The organism is Bradyrhizobium sp. (assembly GCF_016462955.1).
In the GTDB taxonomy this organism is placed as follows: domain Bacteria; phylum Pseudomonadota; class Alphaproteobacteria; order Rhizobiales; family Xanthobacteraceae; genus Bradyrhizobium.
Genome location: NZ_JAEMSD010000553.1, coordinates 1 through 1,045, shown reverse-complemented (window position 1 = coordinate 1,045; position 1,045 = coordinate 1). Strand labels below are relative to the sequence as shown.

At 68.9% G+C, this 1,045-nt stretch carries 1 protein-coding gene and 1 pseudogene; both read right to left on the bottom strand.

The features are described from left to right. Positions 1-348, bottom strand: a pseudogene (locus JHD07_RS34185) (TIGR01620 family protein); the annotation flags it as partial. Beyond that, positions 345-1,045: YcjX family protein (locus tag JHD07_RS34180; protein WP_291630183.1), on the bottom strand; the 701-nt coding region annotated here is incomplete at its 5' end. The gene JHD07_RS34180 and the pseudogene JHD07_RS34185, both read right to left, overlap by 4 nt.

Sequence of the window (1,045 nt, the reverse complement as noted above, 5' to 3'; positions counted from 1 at the left end):
GATCACCACCGCGAGCGCCACCGCGGTGACGACAGCGAAGGCAAGTCCGACGAAGCCCAGAGTTTCGTTGCGCGCGAACAAATCCTCGACCAGATGGACGACGCCGAGGCCGGTGCCCAGCAGCGTCAGGCCGGCGAGCCCGGACCAGAACAGCGTGCCCCAGGGAAAACCCCGCCGTGCCGGCCGGACAGCTTCGATCGGCACCGGGAGCAGCGCCGGATCCGGCTCCGGCGTGATCTGGATGGTGGCGCGGCCAAGCCGTGTCGTCTCGTCCGCCTCGGTGACGACGACGCCGGGATCGTCGAGCCGGAACGTTGCCGGCCGCCGTGGCTTCGATCGGTCGTTCATGCGAGCTTGTCTCCGATCAGGAATTGCAAGGCACGGTCGAGGCGGATGTGCGGCAGCGCCGGCTGGTCCGTTCCCTCGCGATCGAGCTTGGGCGGACGGAAGCGCAGGAAGCGGAAATCGCTGTTCCCGGCGGCTTGCGTCGAGAGCCCGCGGAACGCGTCCGTGCCGTTGAACAGCGGCTCGGGATCGAGCGGCAGGTCACCCGGAAAGGTCGCCACTTCCGTGTTGCCGTCGAAGAACTCGCCGCCCGCGCTTTCGCCCGCAGCCGGCGTTCCCAGGATCGACGGCAGCTTGTCACGGCCATGCGCCACCTGCGCCTCGCGGGTGGCGCGGACGGCGGCGAGTGCGACGACGTCGATCACAGCGCCGGTATTCTCCGCGCGCGCAACGGCGCCAGAGACGGCGCGGCGCAGCACCGCCTCGAGCCTGTCGTGGCTGGAATGATGCAGATGGTCCGCCTTGGTCGCCGCAAACAGGATGCGGTCGATGCGCGGGCGGAACAGGTTGGACAGCAGCGTGCTGCGGCCGATGTTGAAGCAATCCAGGATGCCGGCCAGCGCGGCTTCGAGATCGTGCAGCGCCTCGGGGCCGGCGTTGAACGCCGACAGCGCATCGGCCAGCACGATCTGGCGATCGAGCCGCGCGAAATGATCGCGGAAGAACGGCCGCACCACGACGTCCTTGTAGGCCTCGAAGC